Annotated in this window: 16 protein-coding genes and 1 pseudogene; 3 read left to right on the forward strand and 14 right to left on the reverse strand. The window is 73.1% G+C overall.

The annotated features are described in order from the left end of the window. The 5 genes and pseudogenes from AOK22_RS30385 to AOK22_RS30405 all read right to left on the reverse strand — a co-directional run. Positions 1–639 (reverse strand): annotated as a pseudogene (locus AOK22_RS30385) (hypothetical protein); the annotation flags it as partial. Then, on the reverse strand, positions 636–1,541 hold the full coding sequence (locus AOK22_RS30390; protein WP_055701935.1) for an FAD binding domain-containing protein: 906 nt from the start codon (positions 1,539–1,541) through the stop codon (positions 636–638). The pseudogene AOK22_RS30385 and the gene AOK22_RS30390, both read right to left, overlap by 4 nt. A gap of 367 nt (positions 1,542–1,908) precedes the next feature. Continuing rightward, positions 1,909–3,534, reverse strand: a complete 1,626-nt coding sequence (locus tag AOK22_RS30395; RefSeq protein ID WP_055701936.1) for a beta-N-acetylhexosaminidase — start codon at positions 3,532–3,534, stop codon at positions 1,909–1,911. 99 nt (positions 3,535–3,633) lie between these two features. Beyond that, positions 3,634–3,933, reverse strand: coding sequence for a DUF3039 domain-containing protein (locus tag AOK22_RS30400; protein ID WP_079036916.1), 300 nt, complete (start codon positions 3,931–3,933; stop codon positions 3,634–3,636). 15 nt (positions 3,934–3,948) lie between these two features. After that, entirely contained in the window at positions 3,949–5,139 is a 1,191-nt protein-coding gene (locus AOK22_RS30405; protein WP_244165151.1) for an MFS transporter, read from the reverse strand. A 100-nt stretch (positions 5,140–5,239) separates the two neighbouring features. On the opposite strand from AOK22_RS30405, the gene AOK22_RS30410 reads away from it, so the two are divergent. Continuing rightward, positions 5,240–6,151 carry a LysR family transcriptional regulator gene (locus tag AOK22_RS30410; protein WP_055701938.1) on the forward strand — a complete coding sequence of 304 codons (912 nt, stop codon included), beginning with the start codon at positions 5,240–5,242 and terminating at the stop codon, positions 6,149–6,151. Here the strand turns inward: AOK22_RS30410 and AOK22_RS30415 are convergent. After that, complete coding sequence (locus AOK22_RS30415; protein WP_055701939.1) at positions 6,124–6,768, reverse strand: YqgE/AlgH family protein; 645 nt, start codon at positions 6,766–6,768, stop codon at positions 6,124–6,126. The two genes, AOK22_RS30410 and AOK22_RS30415, sit on opposite strands and share 28 nt — an antisense overlap. 244 nt (positions 6,769–7,012) lie before the next feature. Between AOK22_RS30415 and murA the strand changes: the two genes are divergently transcribed. After that, complete coding sequence (gene murA, locus AOK22_RS30420) at positions 7,013–8,356, forward strand: UDP-N-acetylglucosamine 1-carboxyvinyltransferase (RefSeq protein WP_055701940.1); 1,344 nt, start codon at positions 7,013–7,015, stop codon at positions 8,354–8,356. Positions 8,357–8,449: 93 nt separating this feature from the next. Here the strand turns inward: murA and AOK22_RS30425 are convergent, their stop codons facing one another. The 6 genes from AOK22_RS30425 to AOK22_RS30450 form a co-directional block, all read right to left on the reverse strand. Continuing rightward, a complete protein-coding gene (locus AOK22_RS30425; protein WP_016645140.1) occupies positions 8,450–8,731 on the reverse strand; it encodes an HU family DNA-binding protein in 282 nt (93 codons plus the stop codon). A gap of 299 nt (positions 8,732–9,030) precedes the next feature. Continuing rightward, entirely contained in the window at positions 9,031–10,461 is a 1,431-nt protein-coding gene (locus AOK22_RS30430) for an NAD-dependent malic enzyme (protein ID WP_055701941.1), read from the reverse strand. A gap of 378 nt (positions 10,462–10,839) precedes the next feature. Further along, a complete protein-coding gene (locus AOK22_RS30435; RefSeq protein ID WP_055701942.1) occupies positions 10,840–13,191 on the reverse strand; it encodes a HelD family protein in 2,352 nt (783 codons plus the stop codon). Positions 13,192–13,300: 109 nt separating this feature from the next. After that, a complete protein-coding gene (locus AOK22_RS30440; protein WP_055701943.1) occupies positions 13,301–14,095 on the reverse strand; it encodes an anti-sigma factor family protein in 795 nt (264 codons plus the stop codon). Continuing rightward, entirely contained in the window at positions 14,092–14,667 is a 576-nt protein-coding gene (locus AOK22_RS30445; protein WP_079036917.1) for a sigma-70 family RNA polymerase sigma factor, read from the reverse strand. Before AOK22_RS30445 ends, AOK22_RS30440 begins: the two co-directional genes overlap by 4 nt. Positions 14,668–14,784: 117 nt before the next feature. Beyond that, positions 14,785–15,378 (reverse strand): CGNR zinc finger domain-containing protein, encoded by a 594-nt coding sequence (locus tag AOK22_RS30450; protein ID WP_055701944.1) that lies wholly within the window; start codon positions 15,376–15,378, stop codon positions 14,785–14,787. 167 nt (positions 15,379–15,545) lie between these two features. Between AOK22_RS30450 and AOK22_RS30455 the strand changes: the two genes are divergently transcribed. Further along, entirely contained in the window at positions 15,546–16,163 is a 618-nt protein-coding gene (locus AOK22_RS30455; RefSeq protein ID WP_244165152.1) for an anthrone oxygenase family protein, read from the forward strand. Positions 16,164–16,193: 30 nt separating this feature from the next. Here AOK22_RS30455 and AOK22_RS30460 read toward each other — a convergent pair whose 3' ends face one another. Both AOK22_RS30460 and AOK22_RS30465 read right to left on the reverse strand, forming a co-directional pair. Continuing rightward, entirely contained in the window at positions 16,194–17,357 is a 1,164-nt protein-coding gene (locus AOK22_RS30460; protein ID WP_055701945.1) for a uroporphyrinogen-III synthase, read from the reverse strand. Between the two features lie 124 nt (positions 17,358–17,481). After that, a complete protein-coding gene (locus AOK22_RS30465; protein WP_055701946.1) occupies positions 17,482–18,858 on the reverse strand; it encodes a nitrate/nitrite transporter in 1,377 nt (458 codons plus the stop codon). Positions 18,859–18,985 lie beyond the last annotated feature (127 nt).

Raw genomic sequence — 18,985 nt, forward strand, 5'->3', positions numbered from 1 at the left:
CGCGCCCGCCTCCGTCGCCCACGGCGCGGGCGCACCGCCCGGCAGCGTCGCGGGCGGCGTACGCCCCCACTGCACGGCGAGCGACGACGCCGTGAACTCGCCCGATTCATCCGGAAGATCACCGTCGGCCACCGGGATCGACCACTGCCCGGTCACATCGGACGGCGGCGCCGCGGCCGCGTGCCCGTGACCGTGCTCGTGGCCCTGCGCGTGCTCGTGCCCCTGGCCGTACTCCTGGCCGAACTCCTGCCCGTACGCCTGTTCCGCGGCCTCGGCCTCGGCGAAGCTCCACTGGCCGGTCGCCCGGGGGTCGTACTCCTGGCTCTCCACCGGCCGGTGCGCGGCCGGGTGCGCCGGCGCGGCGCCCGGGTCGGGCCAGCGCACCGCGCGTCCGCCGTCGGCCGCGCCCGTCACCTCGGGCGGCATGACCCACGCGCCCGTGGCGGCCGGGTCGGTGGCGTCGGCGGTGGTCGGGGTGACCGTTATCTGCGGCGGCACGTAGCCGTGGCCGGGCGCGGCGAGCGGGGTGTCCAGCATGCCTTCGGGGAGCTGCACGAACGCCGTGGCGTCGGAGTCGTACTCGCCCTGCGGATGCGGCTGCCAGCCGCCGCCGTTGTTGGTGTTCTGGTCGTCGCTCACGACAGCGCCCTCCCCAGTGCTCGTCGGGCCAGCGCGGCGACGGTGCGCCGCAGGTGCAGTACGGCGGGCGGCAGCGGCTGTTCGGTGCCGTCGGCCGCCGGGGGCTGCTCGGGGATGCACGCGGCGGCGACGTACTCGCCGAAGGCGTGCACCGCCTCCGGCACCAGGCTGCCCCGCTCGCCGTCCCAGTCGATCAGTGAGGCCACCCACTCCTCGGCCTCCAGGGGCCGCAGCGGCATCGGCGCGATGGCGCCGACCGCGCAGCGCACCCCGCGGCGCGCGGGGTCGAGGACCAGCGCGACGGAGGCGACGGCACGGCCGGGGCCGGTGCGCCCGGTCGCCTTGAGGAAGACCTGGGGGGCGTGCAGGAGCGGCACGCGCACGAAGCCGATGAGCTCGCCGGGGCGGAGCATCTCCATGCCCGCGAGCAGGTGCGAGACGGGGACCTCGCGGCGGGCGCCGCCGGGTCCCGCGACGATCAGGACGGCTTCGAGGGCGGCGAGCACGGGCAGCGCGTCACCGGTGGGCGCGGCCGAGGCGATGTTGCCGCCGAGGGTGCCCGCGTTGCGGATCTGGGGCGGTCCGGCGGCGCGCGCGGCGGCGGCCAGCGCGGGGATCAGCGCGGCGAAGTCGGGGCGGCCCATGCGGGCGTGGGTGAGACCGGCGCCGAGCAGCGCGTGGCCGTCCTGGTACTGCCAGCCGCGGATCTCGCTGATGCGGCCGAGGCCGACGAGGGCGGCGGGGCGCAGCTGTCCCGAGTTGACGGAGGCCATCAGGTCCGTGCCGCCGGCGACGGGCACGGCGGCGGGCATGGCGGCGAGTGCCGCCACTGCCTCGTCGAGCGTGGCGGGCAGCGTCACCGACTGCGGTGTCCGTGCCGCCTGCGGTGCGTGCGTGCTCAAAACCGGCTGCCCCTTCCCGATGCCCGGCCGCGTACCTCGCGTACGACGCGTACGTGAGGTGCTCGCCGTTCGCGACGTGTCACCGTTACGCCTGTTCCGCCGTACGGTACGTGCTCACAACCCGGACGTGGCAACTCTGGCACATCTTCCCCCGGCCCCGACGCGGGGGTCCGCTAGGAGGCATTCGTCCGCAGACCAGGCGGATGTGCTGTTTTCACACGCCCTCACCGGTCAGCGGGAATTGCCCCTCTACGGTGACACTCGGGCGGCTTCTTCCGGCCGGCTCCTCGCGCGCTCCTCGGGTCCGCCCCCGGCGGCCCGTGCCCACGGCACGGACCGCCGGGGAGTACGGCTCCGGCCGGTCGCCTCACACGTTCGGGGGCAGCCCCTCGATCGGGCGTCCGAGCACGCCCGGCCGCTGGTGGCGCGGCAACGGGCCGCTCGGCGGGCGGTAGTCGACGCCGAGGGCGTCAAGTCGCGCGTAGTGTCCGGTCATTCGCCCCTCGAAGTCGGCGAAGTCCCGCTCGGCCGGGGCGGGCAGCGTGCGCCAGGCGACCTCGCTGAAGGCGGCGAGACGCGGGAACACCTGGTAGTCGACGCGCCCCTGGTGCTCCATCACCTCGGTCCAGACGTTGGCCTGGGTGCCCAGGACGTGCGCGGCCTCCTCCTCGGTGAGCTCGGCGGGGACGGGCTCGAAGCGGTAGACGTCCTCCAGGGTGCGGACGTACGCGATGGGCATCGGCTCGTCGGGGCCGCCGTCCTCGCGGAAGTTCAGGTACACCTGCTGCTCGGGGCACATGACGACGTCGTGTCCTGCCTTGGCCGCGTCGATGCCGCCCTGGTAGCCGCGCCAGGAGGAGACGGTGGCGCCTTCGGCGAGGCCGCCCTCCAGGATCTCGTCCCAGCCGATGAGCCGCCGCCCGCGCGCGGTCAGCCACGTGTCGAAGTGCTTGATGAACCAGCTCTGCAGCCCGTCCTCGTCGCCGACCCCGAGCTCCTTGATGCGGGCCTGCGCGGTGGCCGAGGCCTTCCACTGGTCCTTGGGGCACTCGTCGCCGCCGACGTGGATGAAGGTCGACGGGAAGAGGTCGAGGATCTCCTCGAAGACCCCTTCGTAGAAGCGGAGGACGTCCTCGGTGGGGGCGAGCACGTTCGGGCTGACCCCCCAGCTGTCCCAGACCTCCATCGCCTCGGTGTCGACGACGTCGCTGTTGCCGAGGTACGGGTAGGCGGTGATGGCGGCCTGCGAGTGCCCGGGGATGTCGATCTCCGGGACGACGGAGATGTGCAGGGAGTCCGCGTACGCGACGATCTCCCGGATGTCGTCCTGCGTGTAGTGGCCGCCGTGCGGGTGCTCCTGCCAGAGCGGCGACGCGCGGTGGCCCCACTTGGTGCGGGCCCGCCAGGAACCGACCTCGGTGAGCCTGGGGTGGCGCTTGATCTCCACGCGCCAGCCCTGGTCGTCGGTGATGTGGAAGTGGAAGACGTTGAGCTTGTGCGCGGCGAGCAGGTCGAGGTAGCGCAGGACCCCGTCCTTCGGCATGAAGTGCCGTGACACGTCGAGCATCATGCCGCGCCAGCCGAAGCGGGGCGCGTCCTCGATGACGCCCGCGGGCACGGAGTGCTCGGCTCCGGGCCGCACCGGGGCACGGCGGAAGGCGTCGGGGCCGAAGAGCTGACGCAGCGTCTGGGCGCCCCAGAAGACACCGGCGCCCGCGCCGCCGCGGATCTCGACGCGGTCGCCGTCGACGGTGATCCGGTACGCCTCCGGCTCCAGGGAGCCGTCGACGTACAGGGAGATGGAGTCGCCCGCGCCCTCGGCGCCGGGGCCAAGCGGCAGGCCGAGCGAGGCGCCGAGCACGGCGCGCAGCCAGCGTTCGGTGGACTCGGTGCCGGGGCCCGCCCACAGGGTGGTCGACGGGCCGGTGACGAAGGAGGAACCAGGCAGGGCCTCGGCGCGTGCGGGCGCCGGGATGAGGTGCTCAAAGGTCATGAAAACAGAGGCTGTCACGCGATTGCGCGACGCAAAAGGGGCGTTGCGGCAGGCGCAACGCCCCTCGGGCGAAGAGGTCTCACAAGAGGCCGAAAGGGACTACTTCTTTCCGCCCTTGCCGCCGTCCTTGTCCTTGTCGCCGCCGGCGCCCATGGACTCGTAGATCTCCTTGCACATGGGACAGACGGGGTACTTCTTCGGGTCGCGGCCGGGGACCCACACCTTGCCGCAGAGCGCGACGACGGGCGTACCGTCGAGCGCGCTCGCCATGATCTTGTCCTTCTGGACGTAGTGCGCATAGCGCTCGTGGTCGCCGTCACCGTGCGACACCTGCGGCGTCGGCTCTACGAGGGTCCCCGTACCTGCCCCGCGCTCGGGCTCGGGCTCAAGAGTGCTCATAACGGCCAAGGGTACTCACGCCCGGCGCGTCCCGGCAGCGGCCGTCTCGGGGAGTACGCCGCCGGAGCCCCGTCGTCCCGCCGTCACCAGGTGGAGCACGAGCCCCGCGGCCGCCACGGCCGCCGCCGCCCACGGCAGGTGGCGCGGCGCGAGCCCCGCCGCGAGGGCGAGCCCCGCCACGCCCGAACCGACCGCACTGCCCAGGTAGAGCGCGGAGTTGTTGAGCGCGAGGGCGACCGTGCCGCGCTCGGCGCGCAGGGCGAGGAGGCGGTGCTGCTGGGGCACCTGGAACGCCCAGCCCGCGGCGCCCCAGAGGACCAGCGCGAGGAAGGCGGCGGCACCGAGCGGCGGCAGGGCGCTCTCGGCGACGATCACGGCCACGAGCAGCCCGGTGACGAGGGTGACCACCTTGCCCGTACGGTCCACGAGCGGGCCCGCGAGGACGCTGCCGAGCACCCCGCCGACGCCCCAGGCCCAGAGGTAGGGCGCGACCCCGCCCTCCCCCACGCCGCCCGCGGATTCGAGGACGGGCGCGAGGTAGGTGTAGAGCCCGAGGCTCGCGACGGCCGCGAGGAAGGAGACCCCGACGACGGGCACGACGCCCCGGTCGGTGAGCGCGCCGAGCCGGGCCCGCACCGGCACCGGCGGATCGGCGGGCACCGCGGGCAGCCACACCGCGAGCCCCACGAGCGCGAGGGCCCCGAGCGCGGTCACGCCCCACATCGTGGCGCGCCACCCCGCGGCCTCGGCGAGCAGTACGCCCAGCGGCACCCCGAGCACCGTCCCCGAGCTCATCCCGCCCATCACCAGCGCGAGCGCCCGGCCGCGACGCTCCTCCGGCACCAGGGCGGCGGCCGCCGCGGTGGACAGCGCGGAGTAGACCCCGGCCCCGACGCCCGCGACGGCGCGGGAGAGCAGCAGCACCGCGAGCCCCGGCGCGAGGGCGGTCAGCGCGTTGCCGAGCGTGAAGACGCCGAGCGCGGCGACGATGAGCGTGCGGGGGCGCACGCCCGACACCATGCCCGCGACGAGCGGCGCGCTGACCGCGTACGCGAGGGTGAAGACGGTGACCATCTGCCCCGCGAGCGAGACGGTGGTCCCCAGATCCTTGGCGACGACCGGCAGCAGTCCGGCCATCACATAGGCGTCGAGCCCCAGCGTGAAGGCCCCCAGCATCAACAGCCACACCTTGCGCACCGCGTCCACTCCCTCTTCTCTCGCACCGCCGAGCCCGGCGGGAGAGAAACGTAGGCAGCCTCCGTATTCCCGGGGAAATGCCCGCGGCGTGCATTTATGCTGGGGCGGCATGGATCAGATACGGGACGGGGACCCGGCCACCCCGGACGGCGTCGAGCTGCGGCACCTGCGGGGATTCCTCGCCGTCGCCGACGAGCTGAGCTTCACGCACGCCGCCGACCGGCTCCGCGTCGGCCAGCCCGCGCTGACCCGCACCGTGCGCGCCCTGGAGGAGAGCCTCGGCACCCGGCTCCTGGAGCGGACCACCCGCCGCGTCGCACTGACCGACGCCGGGCGCCGCCTGCGCGACGACCTCGCCCCGCTCCTCACCCGCCTCGACGCCACCCTGGCCACCGCGGCGGGCGCCGAACCGCCCCTGCTCCGGCTCGGCTTCACCTCGGTCCTGCCCGAGGCCTGCGTGGCCCTCATCACCGCCTTCAAGGCGGCGACCGGCGCCGGCGTCCGCCTGGTCCGGCGCGACGCCCCGCTGGCGGGCCTGGCCACGGGCGCGTGCGACGTCGCGGTCGTCCGGGGCGACCTGCCGCCCGGCGCCGCGGTGCGCGCCCGGCCGCTGCTGCGCGAGCCCCGCATCGCGGTCGTCGCCCGCGGCGCCGCGGAGCTGGCGGGCCGCCGCGTCGTCGACTGGGCGGAGCTGGCGGACCTGCCCCTGGTGGTGAACACCGTCACCGGCACGACCCGCCCCGAGCTGTGGCCGGCGGCGCGCCGCCCCCGCCTCGCCTGCACCGCCGACAACTTCGACGAGTGGCTGGAGGCCGTCGCGGCGGGCCACGGCGTGGGGGTGGCCCCCGAACCGGTGGCCCGCAGGCACGCCCACCCGTCCCTGCGCCACGTACGCCTGAAGAACGCCCCGCCCGTCGCCGTGCGCCTGGCCGTTCCGGCCCGGGACGCGCACCCGCTGGCCGAGCGGTACCTCGCCCTCGCCGAGCGGTGCGGTCAGTTCATCGACGGGTCGTCCGGGTAGGTCGCCACCATCGCGAGCTCGCTGCGCTGGCGCCTGAGCACCGCGCGCCACAGCCGCTCGGGATCCGGCGACGAGACGTCACCCGGCTCGGACTCGACGACGTACCAGGCGCCTTCGGCCAGTTCCGTCTCCAGCTGGCCCGGGCCCCAGCCCGAGTACCCGGCGAAGATCCGCAGCGCGCCGAGGGCCGAGGCCAGCCGCTCCGGCGGGGCCTCCAGGTCGACGAGGCCGATCGCGCCGTGCACCCGGCGGAATCCGGTCGGATCGCCCCTGCCGGAGCGGAGCCGGGGCCCCGGGCCGGGATCGCCCGCGCCGGTGCGGCGCCGGGCGGAGGGCGGGGCCTCCTCGCCGGGGATCACCGCGACCCCGAGCGCCGAGTCCAGCGAGACGGGACCGCCCTGGAAGACGACGCCCGGCGCACCGGCCAGCTCTCCCCAGCCCTCCAGGATGTCGCCGACGTCCACCGGGGTCGGGCGGTTCAGGACCACGCCGAGCGAGCCCTCCTCGTCGTGGTCGAGGAGCAGCACGACCGCGCGGTCGAAGTTCGGGTCCGCCAGGGCCGGTGTGGCCACGAGCAGCCGCCCTGTGAGCGAGGACACCTCGGTCATGGACCACATGATCCCGCATCTTTGCCCTGAGCGGGGAGGTAATGGCCGTATGTGAGCCGATGCAGTTCAGGGCGGGTGAACGCGCCCCGTGCGCCCCGTCGGGCCAGTGACCCGGAGTGTCCGGTTCCGCACGGTTCGTGTTGTGGCGAACTCATGACGTGTTCCGGGCGCCCTTGGCCTTACGGAAGGGGGGTACGCGCCCATTACGCTTGCCCTTTGGTCCCCCCGTCCATCCAATCGGAACGCGAGATTCATGACCGTCACCGACGATGTCCTGCTTGTCCACGGCGGAACCCCGCTGGAGGGCGAGATCCGTGTCCGCGGCGCGAAGAACCTCGTGCCCAAGGCCATGGTCGCCGCGCTGCTCGGCAGCGCGCCGAGCCGACTGCGCAATGTCCCCGACATCCGGGACGTCCGAGTCGTACGCGGCCTGCTGCAGCTGCACGGCGTGACGGTCCGCCCCGGTGAGGAGCCGGGCGAGCTGATCATGGACCCGTCGCACGTCGAGAGCGCGAACGTCGCCGACATCGACGCCCACGCCGGCTCCTCGCGCATCCCGATCCTCTTCTGCGGCCCGCTCCTGCACCGCCTCGGGCACGCCTTCATCCCCGGCCTCGGCGGCTGCGACATCGGCGGCCGGCCGATCGACTTCCACTTCGAGGTGCTCCGCCAGTTCGGCGCGACCATCGAGAAGCGCGCCGACGGCCAGTACCTGGAGGCCCCGCAGCGCCTGCGCGGCACCAAGATCCGGCTGCCGTACCCGTCCGTGGGCGCCACCGAGCAGGTCCTGCTCACCGCCGTGCTCGCCGAGGGTGTGACCGAGCTCTCGAACGCCGCGGTCGAGCCGGAGATCGAGGACCTGATCTGCGTCCTGCAGAAAATGGGCGCGATCATCGCCATGGACACCGACCGGACCATACGGATCACCGGTGTCGACAGCCTCGGCGGCTACAACCACCACGCCCTGTCGGACCGCCTGGAGGCCGCCTCCTGGGCTTCCGCGGCCCTGGCGACCGAGGGCAACATCTACGTCCGCGGCGCCCAGCAGCGCTCGATGATGACGTTCCTGAACACCTACCGGAAGGTGGGCGGTGCCTTCGAGATCGACGACGAGGGCATCCGCTTCTGGCACCCGGGCGGCTCGCTGAACGCCATCGCCCTGGAGACGGACGTGCACCCCGGCTTCCAGACCGACTGGCAGCAGCCGCTGGTCGTGGCCCTCACGCAGGCCGCGGGCCTCTCCATCGTCCACGAGACGGTCTACGAGTCCCGCCTCGGCTTCACCTCCGCGCTCAACCAGATGGGCGCACACATCCAGCTCTATCGCGAGTGCCTGGGCGGCTCCGACTGCCGCTTCGGCCAGCGCAACTTCCTGCACTCGGCGGTCGTCAGCGGCCCCACCAAGCTGCAGGGCGCCGACCTGGTCATCCCCGACCTGCGCGGCGGCTTCTCGTACCTGATCGCGGCGCTGGCGGCCCAGGGCACGTCCCGCGTCCACGGCATCGACCTGATCAACCGCGGCTACGAGAACTTCATGGAGAAGCTCGTCGAGCTCGGCGCGAAGGTCGAGCTGCCCGGCAAGGCGGCGCTCGGCTAGCGGGTCGGGCCCGGCGCGAGCCGGGCCCACCGCACGCACATGAAGAGGGGCGGTCACCCGGTGGGTGACCGCCCCTCTTCGCTGCTTGAGGCCTTACTTGCCCTTCGCGGCTTCCTTCAGCTTGGAACCGGCCGAAACCTTGACGCTGTAGCCGGCCGGGATGTTGATCGGCTCGCCGGTCTGCGGGTTGCGGGCGGTGCGAGCGGCACGGTGGGTGCGCTCGAAGGTCAGGAAGCCGGGGATGGTGACCTTCTCGTCGCCCTTGGCAACGATCTCGCCGACGGTCTCGGCGAACGCGGCCAGCACGGCGTCGGCGTCCTTGCGGGTCACCTCGGCGCGGTCGGCCAGCGCGGCCACCAGCTCACTGCGGTTCATTTTTGTACTCCCGTGTTCTTTTGCCGTTGAGGCGTGCCACGCGGCAGAGCCGCATGATGGGCACAGCGAAGACGATGCTGCCAGGGTCCTTGGACAGTCCCCGGACCCGGGTCTGACGTCAGACCCTCGCGCCCGATTACGCATCCTGCCCCCACCTGCGGCGGGAAAGCGAATCCGGCGCCCGCTGGGGTCACACGAAAAGCTTCCGCCGCCCCTCGAAAGAAGGGGCCGGAGGGCTTACTGCCAAGCCACCCTAGAGGGGCCCGTCGGGCCCGGGTCGGGCGACGCGCCGGGGCGCCCTAGGCCGTGGGGCCCGTCACAGCGGCACCCGCGGCCTTCGCGGCCGTGCGCACCGCGCCGGCGACCGCGCCCGCGACCTTGTCGTTGAAGACGCTGGGGATGATGTAGTTCCGGTTCAGCTCGTCCTCGGCGACGACGTCCGCGAGGGCGCCCGCGGCGGCCAGCATCATCTCGGTGTTCACCGTGCGCGACTGGGCGTCCAGGAGGCCGCGGAAGACGCCGGGGAAGACCAGGACGTTGTTGATCTGGTTGGGGAAGTCCGAGCGGCCGGTGGCCACAACTGCCGCGGTCTGGCGGGCGATTGCCGGGTCGACCTCGGGGTCCGGGTTCGCGAGCGCGAACACGATGGCGCCCTCGGCCATGGCCGCGACGTCGTCGCCGTTCAGCACGTTCGGGGCCGACACGCCGATGAAGACGTCGGCACCGACGACAGCCTCCTTGAGCGTGCCGCTCAGGCCCTCGGGATTGGTGTTGTCGGCGATCCAGCGCAGCGGCGAGTCCGCGTCGGCGGAGACCAGGTCCTCGCGGTCGGCGTGCACGACGCCGTGGATGTCGGCCACGACGGCGTTCTTGACGCCCGCGGCGAGGAGCAGCTTCAGGATGGCCGTACCGGCCGCGCCGGCGCCGGACATGACCACGCGCACGTCGCCGATGCCCTTGCCCACCACGCGCAGGGCGTTGGTGAGGGCGGCCAGGACGACGATCGCGGTGCCGTGCTGGTCGTCGTGGAAGACGGGGATGTCGAGGGCCTCGCGCAGGCGGGCCTCGATCTCGAAGCAGCGCGGCGCGGAGATGTCCTCCAGGTTGATGCCCGCGAAGCCGGGGGCGATGGCCTTGACGATCTCGACGATGGCGTCGGTGTCCTGGGTGTCCAGGCAGATCGGCCAGGCGTCGATGTCGGCGAAGCGCTTGAAGAGGGCCGCCTTGCCCTCCATGACCGGCATGGCGGCCATCGGGCCGATGTTGCCGAGGCCGAGGACGGCCGAGCCGTCCGTTACGACCGCAACGGTGTTGCGCTTGATGGTGAGGCGGCGCGCGTCCTCGGGGTTCTCGGCGATCGCCATGCAGACGCGGGCGACGCCCGGCGTGTAGACCATCGACAGGTCGTCACGGTTGCGGATGGGGTGCTTCGACGCCATCTCGATCTTGCCGCCGAGGTGCATCAGGAACGTACGGTCCGAGACCTTGCCGAGGGTGACGCCCTCGATGCCGCGCAGCTCCTCGACGATCTCGTCGGCGTGCGCCGTGGAGGTCGCCGCGATCGTCACGTCGATCCGCAGCATCTCGTGGCCGGAGGCCGTGACGTCGAGGCCGGTGACCGAGCCCCCGGATGACTCGACGGCCGTGGTGAGCTGGGAGACCGCGGTTCCGCTCGCGGGCACCTCCAGCCGGACCGTCATCGAGTAGGAGACGCTGGGCGCCGTTGCCATGGCCGACTTCCTCTGCTTTCACCTTGTAGCTCTTGCCGTCCGATGGTCGCACCTACCGTCGAGTACCTGGTAGTCACCCCGGATTGCGAACGTTTTGTTCACCGGCCAGTGCGCTGCAGTTTCGGAAACTTGTTTCCACCATACGAGAAGTTGGCGCGTCTTGGAAGAGGTCCCCGGAACACGGAAAGAGGCCCACGTCACGTGGTGACGTGGGCCTCTCTCGTACGTTCATGACACCGACCCGCCATGCTCGCCTCGCGGCAAGTGGTCGCTCGTAGCGACGAAGGTTGGGCCCGGGGGCTTGGATCGAGCCGGTGCCACATCCAAGGTAACAAACGATCCCCGTAAGGCAATTCCCGTCCCAGCGGGTAAAAGTGTTCAGTCCCTGAGGAGGTCAGGGACCCCGTCCGCGTCCGGCTCGTCCCGCTCGCCCGACAGGACCGTGAGCTGCTGCGTCGCGCGCGTCAGCGCCACGTACAGGACCCGCAGGCCCGCCGGGGACTCGTCCGCGATCTCCGCCGGGGAGACGACCACCGTCGCGTCGTACTCCAGGCCCTTGGCCTCCAGGCTGCCGAGCGCCACCACGCGCTCGCCGAGGTCCGCGAGCCAGCGGGCCGCCTGCTCGCGGCGGTTCATCGCGACGACGACGCCGACGGTGCCGTCGACCCGCTCCAGGAGCCGCGCCGCCTCCGCCCGCACCGACGCGCCGAGGTCCCCGTCCCGCACGACGCAGAAGCGGGGCTCCACGCCGGTGGAGCGGACCGCCGACGGGGACGTCGAGCCCGGCATCGCGAGGGCCAGCACCTTGGCGGCGACCTCCGCGATCTCGGAGGGGTTGCGGTAGTTCACGGTGAGCGTGAAGCGGCGGCGCGGGCGCGTACCGAGGGCCTCGTCGCGCGCCTCGGCCGCCTCGTCGGGGTCGGACCAGGAGGACTGGGCCGGGTCGCCGACGACCGTCCAGGTGGCGTGCCGGCCGCGGCGGCCCACCATGCGCCACTGCATCGGCGTCAGGTCCTGGGCCTCGTCCACGATGACGTGGGCGTACTCGGTGCGCTCCGCCGCCAGGCGCTCGGCGCGCTCGCGCTGGGACTCCTCGCGCTGCGGCATCAGCTCTTCGAGGCCGGTCAGCAGGTCCAGCGGGTCCAGCTCGCGCTTCTTCTTGGGGCGGTGCGGGGTGCCGAGGATCGCCTGGAGCTCGTCCAGGAGCGCCACGTCGTGCACGGACAGGGCCTCGCGCCGCAGGGAGCGGGCGACCTTGCGGACCTCGCCGGGGTTGAGGATCCGCCGGGCCCAGCGGCCGAGCCGCTTCTCGTCGCCCATCGCCGTGAGCACCGCGCGCGGCGTGAGCTCCGGCCACCACGCGTCGAGGAAGCGGATGAAGTCGTCCTCGGAGGTGATGTCGTCGTCGAAGGAGGAGCGGAGCTCGGCGGCGAGCTCGGGGTCGCTGTGCCGGCCGGCCGCGCCGGACTGGGACCACAGGGCGTCCAGGAGGAGCTTGCGGGCGCGCGGGCGCAGCAGGTTGACGGGGGCGGTGCCGCCGAGGGCGGCGCGCCGGATGCGGTCGAGGTGGCCGGCCTCCAGCTCCAGACGGCGGCCGAAGGCGACGACGCGCAGGCGGGTGGGGGCGCCCTTCGGCTGCGCGGGCTCCGCGGGCTCCTCGCCGAAGGCCAGCTGGCCGTCCTGCGGGGCCGGGGACTCCGTGCGGGGCTCCGTGCCCTCCAGCGCGCCCCGCGCCGCCTTCCGCAGCACCTTCAGCATCCGCGACGAGCCCTTGACGCGGGCCACCGCCGGGCTGTCGTACTCCGTGGCCTCCACGCCGTCCACCAGGGAGCCGACCGCGCGGATCGCGACCTGGCCCTCCTCGCCGAGGGAGGGCAGGACGCCCTCGGTGTAGGCGACCAGGAGCGGGGTCGGGGAGACGATGAGGATCCCGCCCGCGTACCGGCGGCGGTCCTGGTAGAGCAAGTACGCGGCGCGGTGCAGCGCCACCGCCGTCTTGCCGGTGCCGGGGCCGCCCTCCACGTACGTCACCGAGGCGGCGGGCGCGCGGATCACCAGGTCCTGCTCGGCCTGGATGGACGCCACGATGTCCCGCATCGAGTGGCTGCGGGCCTGGCCGAGCGCGGCCATCAGGGCGCCGTCGCCGATCGCCGGGAGCTCCTCGCCGTCGAGGTACGCGGTGATCTCCGGGCGCATCAGGTCGTCCTCGACGCCGAGGACCTTGCGGCCCTTGGAGCGGATGACGCGCCGGCGCACGACCCGGCCGGGGTCGACCGGCGTGGCCCGGTAGAAGGGCGCGGCGGCCGGCGCGCGCCAGTCGATGACCAGCGGGGAGTAGTCCGCGTCCAGGACGCCGATGCGGCCGATGTGCAGGGTCTCCGCGATGTCCGCGCGCTTGCCGTCCGCGTCCTCACGGACCGCGCCCTCGGCCGGTTCGACCGCCGTGTACGCGCCGTCGGGGCCCTTCTTGCCGTCCTTGCCCAGGAGCAGGTCGATGCGGCCGAAGAGGAAGTCCTCGAACTCGTTGTTGAGGCGGTTGAGGTGGACGCCGGCGCGGAAGACCTGCGCGTCGCGCTCCGCGAGCGCGCCCGGCGTACCCACCTGGGAGCGCTTGGCCGCGTCGTTCATCAGGAACTCGGCCTCGTGGATCTTCTCCTCGAGGCGCCGGTAGACCTGGTCGAGATGTCGCTGTTCGACGCTGATCTCGCGGTCGCGTGTGCCTGACGGCATTACTGCGTTGACGTCGGCCACCGGGGCCCCTTTCACACCGTGCTGCTGCCCGTACCGAGCAGCCGTCCACCTTAGGCGAAAGGGGGCCCCGCTGTGCACTGGTCGCGTCCTACACGTCCACTTTGACCAGGCGCTCGCCGTCGAACGTGGTCACCTCGAAGTGATCGATCTCGTTCCGGGCCATCGCGGCGCCCCCGTGGACGTACAGCGGACTGCGTGCCCATTTGTTCGGGCTGTCCTTGATGCCGTACCCCCACCTGGGCACCGACCAGCTCGTGACGGTCTCCTTCTCGCCGTCCTTGCCGACGGCGACCAGGGAGCACTTGAGCGGGCCCTTGACGTTCTTCAGCTCCAGGACGGCGTGCGTGCCCCAGGCCTTCTTCTCCGTGCCGACCGTCGCGCTGACCTTGGTCGACGGGTCGGTGGCGCGCGACTTCTCCTCCATGTGGTGGAAGAAGGCGTCCTCGGCGGGGCTGGTCGAGTGCGGCTCGGCCACCGCGTCCTTGGAGCCGCCGTCGTCGGTCACCGCGAGGACCGTGAGCGGGCCCCCGATGATCAGTGCGGCCGCCGCCGCGACGAGATACAGACCGCGCCTGCGGCGGCGCTCCCGCTTGGCCGCCACCTCGTCCACGAGGCTCTCGGCGAGCCGCGGGCCCGGCCGCGCGGCGAGCTGTTCGCCGATCTCCGGCACGCCCCGCGGTCCCGGCAGGTCCGCGAGCGCGGCGAGCATCGGCTCCATGCCGGAGAACTCCTCCAGCTGCTGCGCGCAGAACTCGCACCCCGCCAGGTGCTCCTCGAACCGGGTGGCCTCCGCGTCGTCCAGGATGCCGAGGGCGTAGGCGCCGACGGTCTCGTGGACGGTGTCGTCCTGCCGCGCGCCATGGTGACCGTAGGACTCGGTCATGCCGTCACCCCCCGCTCCTCGAGCGCCAGCTTCATGGAGCGAAGCGCGTAGAAGACCCGCGAGCGGACCGTGCCGCTGGGGATGCCCAGCGTCTGCGCCGCCTCATTGACCGTACGCCCTTTGAAGTAGGTCTCGACAAGTACCTCCCGGTGCGCGGGAGTCAGGTCCTCCAGCGCGTCCGAGAGGGTCATCAGCCACAGTGCCTTATCGATCTCGTCCTCCGCGGGGATGACCTCCAGCGGCGACGGATCGACCTCCTGCGGCCGGGCCTGCCGGCTGCGGTGGCCGTCGATGACGATGCGCCGGGCGACCGTCACCAGCCAGGGGCGTACCGAACCGGTCGCCCGGTTGAGCTGACCGGCGTTCTTCCAGGCACGGATGAGCGTTTCCTGTACGACATCTTCGGCGCGCTGGCGGTCCCCCGCCACCAGCCGGAGCACATAGGCGAGAAGTGGTCCGGCGTGCTCGCGGTAGAGCGCACGCATCAACTCCTCGTCCGGGCCCGGCGGTCGGCGCAGGCGATGTCGGGGCGGCTGCGGGCGTTCATCGGCCACGGCGGAATCCTTGCGCACGCGTACCTCCGTTGTCCGCGCTTCGGACGGGTCTCATGCCGGAGGTACGTAGCCGGGACGAGACGCGTTCAACGGGCGGGTACGTGCGCGGCGCCGACGGCCCCGCACGGACCCCGCTCACGTCCGGGCGAGCGCCGCCCTGCGCCGATGTCTTGCCACGCGTTCGCGGTTGCCGCACACCTCGCTGGAGCACCAGCGGCGGCGCCGGCCCCGGGAGGTGTCCAGGTACACGATGGGGCAGTTGTCGCCCTCGCACTGGCGGAGCAGCGCGCGGGCGGCCGGGTCGGTGAGCAGGTCGACGGCGTCCCGGGCGACCGCGGCGACCAGCGCCGCGCAGCCGGGGTCGCCGCGCAGGGCGCGCACCAGCGTGCCGTCGTCGGCGCGCACCGCGCACGGCGCCGGGGGCGCCGTCGCGGCCAGCGCGTTCACCCGGTCCAGCGCGGCGACGGCGTCGAGGGGGCGGCCGCCGAGCTCGCCGCGCACCAACTGGGAGACATGGCCGCGCAGTTCGCGGAAGGCGGCGAGCCACTGCGGGCCCACGCCGGGCAGGTGCGCGCCCGCCGGGACGAGACCGGCGCCGGCCAGCCAGGCGCGCAGCCGCTCCACCGAGTCGAGCCGTTCCACGGGGTGGTTCGTCGCCACGAGGTCCAGGCAGCTCCGCCCGGAGTCGAATCGCAGCTCGTACGGAGCCGGGTCCGTGCCCAACGCCATGCTCCTGTCACCGCCTTGGGGGTTACCGGTGAGTGAATGCCGTCGCGTACCCCTACAGTGCCCGTCCCCCGGCGGGTCCGGAACCCCTGCCACCGCGAGACGGTCGCGTATGGGGGCGCGACGGCCGGCCATGGCCGGGGAGCGGGCCGGACGGTTGACTCCTACCCATGACAGAGCAGCGGATGACGAACAGTCAGAATGCGGGCCCGGCGAGCGAGTCGGCGGGCGGCCCGGTCGGCAAGTCGGCGAGCAAGCCGGCCCCCGGGTCCCTCGGACGGAGCAGCGGGCCGGCGGGACGCGCGGCCGGTGTCGTCCTGGGGGCGGCCACGCTGGCCATGGGCCTGATATCCGGGGCCTTCTACGTCTTCGCGTGCGCCGTCATGCCGGGCCTCGCCCGCAGCGGGGACCGCGTCTACATCGAGGTCATGCAGAACATCAACGACGTGATCCAGAACCCGGTCTTCTTCGCGAGCTTCTTCGGGGCGCTGCTGTGCACGGCGGCCGCCGCCTGGCAGCTGCGCCGCACCACGCTGCGGTGGTGGGTGTTCGCGGCGCTGCTCGTGTACGCCGCGGCGTTCGTCCTCACCTCGGGGGCGAACGTCCCCCTGAACGACGACCTCGCGGCCGCGGGCGACCCGGCGAGGATCGCCGATCCGGCGGCCGTGCGCGAGCGGTTCGAGGACGCGTGGGTGGCCTGGAACGCGGTGCGGGCGGCGCTGTGCACGGTGGCGTTCGGGCTGCTGGCACGGGCGCTGGTGCTGTTCGGGCGGGGGCGCGACCACTGACTCGCCCCACGATCGGCCCGCCCCCAGCGGTCAGTCCGCGTACTTCCCCTCGGCCGCCGGGTCGAGGGCCAGCCGGTAGCCGCGCTTGACGACCGTCTGGATCAGCTTGGGCGCCCCCAGGGCCGTCCGCAGCCGGGCCATCGCCGTCTCCACCGCGTGCTCGTCGCGCCCCGCGCCCGGCAGCGCGCGCAGCAGCTCCGCGCGGGCCACGACCCAGCCGGGGCGGCGGGCCAGGGCGCGCAGCAGGGCCATCCCCGCGGGCGGCACGGCCCGCAGCTCGTCGTCGACGAGGACGGCGTGCCCCCGGATCTCCACCCGGCGCCCGGCGACGGGCAACGCCCGTGCGCGGGACGGGAGTTCCTGGCACAGCAGCTGTACGAGGGGGCCGAGCCGGAAGCGTTCGGGCTGCACCGTGTCCAGCCCGAGGGACTGCAGCGGCAGCGCGGTGACGGGCCCCACGCAGGCGGGCAGCACGTCGTGGCGCAGCGCGGCGAGCACCTCGGCGGTCATGCCCCGCTCCTCGGCCCGGGCCAGCAGCGAGGCGGCGGCGGGAGCGCTGGTGAACGTCACCGCGTCGACGCCGCGCCCGGCCATCGCGTCGAGCAGGCGGTCCACGGGCCCGAGGTCCTCCGGCGGCAGCCAGCGGTAGACGGGCACCCCGACGACCTCCGCGCCCCCGGCGCGCAGCGCCTCGACGAAGCCGGGCAGCGGCTCGCCGTGCAGCTGGAGCGCGATGCGGCGCCCGGCGACGCCCTCGCCGAGCAGCCGGTCGAGTACCTCCGCCATGGACTCGGAGGAGGGCGACCACTCCTCGGTGAGGCCGGCGGCGCGCACGGCGCCCTTGACCTTCGGTCCGCGGGCGAGCAGTTCGACGCCGCGCAGACAGCCGAGCAGGGCCTCGCCGTACCCCCAGCCGTCGGCGGCCTCGATCCAGCCGCGGAACCCGATGGCGGTGGTGGCGACCACGGCGTCCGGTGCGTGGTCGATCAACTCCTTGGTGGCGGCGAGGAGTTCGCTGTCGTCGGCGAGCGGAACGATGCGCAGGGCGGGCGCGTGCAGCACGGTGGCGCCGCGCCGCCGCAGCAGCGCGCCGAGCTCGTCGGCGCGGCGGGCCGCGGTCACGCCGACGGTGAAGCCGGCGAGGGGACCGTGCGCTGCTGCTGTCGTCGGGGCACTGCCGGTCTTCTCGTGCATAGGCCTGTCTCGTCCCGCTCTTGGCTCGTGGGCGGCGGACGACCGAGCCTGTCAACGGCGCGTGTCAGGCCCGGTTCACGACGATGTCCGCCAGGTTACGTCCATGATCCACGTGTCGGGTGGATCACACCTCGGCGTATCCGGGCCGCGGTTTCGCCTCGGTCTCCGCACCGATCCCGCGATCGGTCCCGCTGCCGCTGCCGGGGAGCGCACGGGCGGCGGCGCGCGGCCGGCGAAGGTATACGGCCCAGGTGACGCCCGAACACACCGCGTAGAACCCGAGGAAGGAGAGGAACGCCCCCGTCCCCGAGCCCACGGTCTGGAAGGACTGCCGCAGCGCGAGGTTGATGCCGAGCCCGCCGAGCGCGCCGACGGCCCCGATCAGCCCCATGGCGGCCCCGGACAGCCGCCGTCCATCGGCGGCGGCCTCCTCCCCCACGAGCCCCCGCCGCTCGGCCTTCGCCTGGAAGATGCCGGGGATCATCTTGTACGTCGAGCCGTTGCCGAGCCCGGTGAGCACGAACAGCGCGATGAACGCGCCGACGAACAGCGGCAGCGACTCCCGCACGGAGGCGACGACGACCACGGCGGTCGCGGCGCCCATCGCGGCGAAGTCGGCCAGCGTGATGCGGGCCCCGCCGAACCGGTCGGCGAGCCGCCCGCCCACGGGCCGGATCAGCGAGCCGAGCAGCGGCCCGATGAAGGTGACCTGTGCGGCCTCCAGCGGCGTACGCCCGAACTGCGTCTGCAGGACGAGCCCGAAGGCGAAGCTGTACCCGATGAACGACCCGAACGTCCCGACGTACAGAAGGGACATGATCCACGTGTGCGGATCGCGCAGGGCGGCGCGCACGGCGCCGGTGTCGTTGCGGACGGAGGAAATGCTGTCCATGTACAGAGCGGCGCAGACGGCGGAGACGACGATCAACGGGATGTAGATGCCCAGGACGAGCCGGGGCCCGCCCCCCGCGCCGATGGCGGCGAGCCCGACGAGCTGCACGACGGGCACGCCGATGTTGCCGCCGCCCGCGTTGAGCCCGAGGGCCCACCCCTTCTTCCGCAGCGGGAAGAAGGAGTTGATGTTGGTCATGCTGGACGCGAAGTTCCCGCCGCCGATCCCGGTGAGCAGGGCGCACACCATGAAGGTCGAGTACGACGTCCCGGGCTCCATGACGACGAACGCGGCGACGGTCGGCAGCAGCAGGAGGGAGGCGGCGATGACGGTCCAGTCCCGCCCCCCGAACCGGGCGACGGCGAAGGTGTAGGGCACCCGGACGACGGCTCCCACGAGCGTCGCCATCGACACCAGGAAGAACTTCCCGGCGGCGTCGATCCCGTACTCGGGCCCCATGAACAGGACCATCACCGACCACAGGCTCCACACCGAGAACCCGATGTGCTCCGACAGCACGGAGAACGCCAGATTCCGCCGCGCGACCCGCTCCCCGCCCTCCTCCTTCCAGAACCGCTCGTCCTCCGGCTCCCACCGCTCGATCCACATCACACGCCTCCACGGAGTAGTCGCCGTGCCCCGGCCGACGCTCCAGAAGGTAGGAAGCCCGCATTTCATCCCTGTGCCCCACGGTGACCACCGGGGAACGTTGCTCTCACTCGGGGTGGGGTGGGGT

The organism is Streptomyces silaceus (assembly GCF_001419745.1).
Taxonomy (GTDB): domain Bacteria; phylum Actinomycetota; class Actinomycetes; order Streptomycetales; family Streptomycetaceae; genus Streptomyces; species Streptomyces silaceus.